This window comes from Pseudomonas edaphica, assembly GCF_005863185.1.
GTDB classification, from domain to species: domain Bacteria; phylum Pseudomonadota; class Gammaproteobacteria; order Pseudomonadales; family Pseudomonadaceae; genus Aquipseudomonas; species Aquipseudomonas edaphica.
On record NZ_VBVZ01000633.1, the window covers coordinates 1 to 3,520 of the forward strand.

Sequence of the window (3,520 nt, forward strand, 5' to 3'; positions counted from 1 at the left end):
GTCATTTTCAGTGCTGTATCCTGCCAAGGCTTTTTGAGAGCGCGGAATCACCTGCGATTGATAAAACAGATCTTGCGAGGAGCGACGACGATGCACGAGATACCTAATCTCCCCTTCCCAAGCCTGCATCCAACTGAGCAGCCAACACCGCAGCAGGCCAGTGACAAACAGCCTGAAGCCAAAGAAGCAAAACCAGTCGACAGCAAACGCCAGGACTGACGCCGTACCAGACCGTGTGGAAAGCGCACTTCAAGCGCTTTCCACACTGCCTGAATCATCGAGACCCCCGCCATGACCGAATCCCTCCCCGACACCCCTGACGCCGCAGTACTGGACGCTGCCTTGCAGATGATCGAAGTCTGGAACCGCCTCAGCGCCGACAAACAAGCCCTGCTGCTCAAGCGTTTTGGCACCCAGGAAAACGCCTTGGCCGCCCTGGTAACCACGCAAATGCTGGCCCCGCCTCAAGCCTGATGTCTTTTTGAGCTGACGTTTTGCTTTTTACCGCCCTGCACAAGCCAAAGCATCGGTATCATTAGCAGCCTATCTTTACCTGCTGCGACGGTGGACCTCTCCCATGCCAGATACCCAGCGCCCCATGGCGGTCACGCTGCAAGTCGTTTCCATCGTGCTGTTTACCTTTATCGGCTACCTCAACATCGGTATTCCCCTGGCCGTATTGCCGGGCTATGTGCACAGCCAACTGGGCTACGGCGCAGTTATCGCGGGCTTGGTAATCAGCGTGCAATACCTGGCCACCCTGCTGAGCCGTCCGTATGCAGGCAAAATCATCGATAACCTGGGCAGCAAGCGCGCGGTGCTGATCGGCTTGGTCGGTTGCGGCCTGAGCGGCGTGTTCATGTTGCTGGCGGCGTGGTTTTCCAGCCTGCCAGGCATCAGCCTGATCAGCCTGCTGATTGGCCGACTGGTGCTGGGCAGCGCGGAAAGCCTGGTGGGCTCTGGCGCCATCGGCTGGGGCATCGGCCGGGTCGGCGCCGCCAACACGGCCAAGGTCATCTCGTGGAATGGCATCGCCAGCTACGGCGCGCTGGCCATCGGTGCGCCGCTGGGTGTGCTGCTGGTCAGCCACTTGGGGCTGTGGAGCATGGGCGTCAGCATCATCCTGCTGGCGGTGCTCGGCGTGCTGTTGGCCTGGAACAAGGAAGCCGCGCCAATTGTGGCCGGCGTGCGCCTGCCCTTCATGAATGTGCTGGGCCGCGTGTTGCCACACGGCTGTGCCCTGGCGTTGGGTTCGATTGGTTTTGGCACCATCGCCACCTTTATCACCCTGTATTACACCACCCAGCATTGGGACAACGCGGTGTGGGCATTGAGCCTGTTCGGCGCCAGTTTTATCGGCGCGCGCCTGTTGTTCGGCAATTTGATCAACCGGATCGGCGGCTTTCGTGTGGCGATTGCCTGCCTGTCGGTAGAAGCCCTTGGCCTGTTGTTGCTGTGGCTGGCACCCGACGCGCAATGGGCGCTGGCCGGTGCGGCGTTGAGCGGATTTGGCTTTTCGCTGGTGTTTCCAGCACTGGGCGTAGAAGCCGTCAACCTGGTGCCGGCCTCCAGCCGTGGCGCGGCGGTGGGGGCTTATTCGCTGTTTATCGACTTGTCATTGGGTATCACCGGCCCACTGGCCGGGGCGGTGGCGGCAGGCTTCGGCTTTGCGTCGATATTCCTGTTTGCCGCCCTCGCGTCGGTCGGTGGTCTGCTGCTGAGTGTTTACCTGTACCGGCAAGCCCCCAAGGCCCGCGAGGCGAGAGGCGCCTAGAAGTCGACCTTGCCGCGCCCGGCCTTGATGCTGCCGCGCTTGGTCTTGGATTCCAGGCGACGCTTTTTCGAACCCAGGGTGGGTTTGGTCGGGCGGCGCTTTTTTTCGACCTTGGTGGCGCTGAGGATCAACTCCACCAGGCGCTCCAGCGCATCGGCACGGTTCTGTTCCTGAGTGCGGTATTGCTGAGCCTTGAGCACCAACACACCTTCACTGGTGATACGACTGTCACGCAGCGCCAGCAAACGCTCCTTGTAGAACTCCGGCAACGATGAAGCCGGGATATCAAACCGCAGGTGCACCGCGCTCGACACCTTGTTGACGTTCTGCCCACCGGCGCCCTGGGCGCGAATGGCGGTCAACTCGATCTCGGCATCGGGCAAGTGCACGTTGTTGGAAATTACCAGCATCAATCAAAAACCTTAGGCAACGGGCCACAACAACATAAACAACAAGGACGCAGCAATATGAAAAGGCTATTCATCACTGTGCTCGGCACTTTATCACTCATTCAAACGCCACTGTCCGTCGCGGACACTGCCAACGGCAAAAACCTGTATTCACAGCGATGCGCCATGTGCCACGGCCCAGACCTCAAGGCCTCCGGGCCATTGGCCAGGAAAAGCAGCCCGCCCACGCCCGACCTCACAACGCCTGCTTTCAAAAAACGGCTGGCAGATTATCCGGGCGTTATTGTGTCTTCGGTGATCCTTCGCCCGAATGGCAACCTGATCCCAAAAACCCTGCAAGACAATGGTGTGAAGGTTGCGCCGCATGCCTGGAGCGTCAAGGATTTTCGCGACTTGAACGCCTACATGAGTGGCGTTATTGCAAACAGCCGATGAATCTCATCGCAAAAAAATACCCCTCAATAGAGGGGTATTAATCGCCGATGGAGCGTCGCTTACTTCAGCGCTGCATTTGCCGTGGTCAATGCGGCTTCAGCACTGCGCTTGTTCTTGATCCAATAACACACCGCCATGAACGCTACCCACACCGGGATTGCGTATACCGACACCTGAATCCCCGGAATCATCAGCATGATCACCAGGATAAACACCACGAACGCCAGGCAGATGTAATTGCCATACGGATACCACAGCGCCTTGAACAGCGGCACTTGGCCGGTGCGGTTCATGTGTTGGCGGAACTTGAAGTGCGAAAAGCTGATCATCGCCCAGTTGATTACCAGGGTGGCAACCACCAGCGACATCAACAACTCCAGCGCGTGTTGCGGGATGAAGTAGTTCATCAACACCGCCACCAGAGTGACCGCTGCCGAGGCGAGGATCGAGCGCACCGGCACGCCGCGCTTGTCGATTTTGGCCAATGCCTTGGGCGCATCACCCTGTTCAGCCATGCCCAGCAGCATGCGGCTGTTGCAGTAGGTGCCACTGTTGTACACCGACAATGCCGCCGTCAGCACCACAAAGTTGAGGATGTGCGCGGCGGTGTTGCTGCCCAGCATCGAGAACACCTGCACGAATGGGCTGCCGCTGTAGGCATCGCCGGACGCGTTAAGGGTCGCCAGCAGGCTGTCCCACGGCGTCAGCGACAACAGCACCACCAGGGCGCCGATGTAGAAAATCAGGATGCGGTAGATCACCTGATTGATCGCCTTGGGGATCACCGTACGTGGCTGATCGGCCTCAGCAGCGGTAAAACCGAGCATTTCCAGACCACCGAACGAGAACATGATGATCGCCATGGCCATCACCAAACCGCCGACGCCATGGGGGAAGAACC

Annotated in this window: 5 protein-coding genes and 1 pseudogene; 4 read left to right on the forward strand and 2 right to left on the reverse strand. The window is 59.1% G+C overall.

Annotation, left to right across the window (positions count from 1 at the left end; all coding sequences use genetic code 11):
* The 3 genes from FEM54_RS34445 to FEM54_RS27960 form a co-directional block, all read left to right on the forward strand.
* On the forward strand, nucleotides 1–219 hold a 219-nt coding region (locus FEM54_RS34445), incomplete at its 5' end, for a hypothetical protein (protein WP_205894437.1).
* A 72-nt stretch (nucleotides 220–291) separates the two neighbouring features.
* Nucleotides 292–474, forward strand: a complete 183-nt coding sequence (locus FEM54_RS27955; RefSeq protein ID WP_138453795.1) for a hypothetical protein — start codon at nucleotides 292–294, stop codon at nucleotides 472–474.
* A 103-nt stretch (nucleotides 475–577) separates the two neighbouring features.
* The gene (locus FEM54_RS27960; RefSeq protein WP_099549416.1) at nucleotides 578–1,774 is read left to right on the forward strand and encodes an MFS transporter; all 1,197 of its coding nucleotides are present in this window, start codon (nucleotides 578–580) and stop codon (nucleotides 1,772–1,774) included.
* Here the strand turns inward: FEM54_RS27960 and arfB are convergent.
* Nucleotides 1,771–2,184, reverse strand: coding sequence for an alternative ribosome rescue aminoacyl-tRNA hydrolase ArfB (arfB, locus tag FEM54_RS27965; RefSeq protein ID WP_016975416.1), 414 nt, complete (start codon nucleotides 2,182–2,184; stop codon nucleotides 1,771–1,773). The genes FEM54_RS27960 and arfB overlap by 4 nt on opposite strands.
* A gap of 57 nt (nucleotides 2,185–2,241) precedes the next feature.
* Between arfB and FEM54_RS27970 the strand changes: the two genes are divergently transcribed.
* A complete protein-coding gene (locus FEM54_RS27970) occupies nucleotides 2,242–2,619 on the forward strand; it encodes a c-type cytochrome (protein WP_138453797.1) in 378 nt (125 codons plus the stop codon).
* 59 nt (nucleotides 2,620–2,678) lie between these two features.
* Here FEM54_RS27970 and FEM54_RS27975 read toward each other — a convergent pair.
* A pseudogene (locus tag FEM54_RS27975) lies at nucleotides 2,679–3,520 on the reverse strand (aromatic amino acid transporter AroP); the annotation flags it as partial.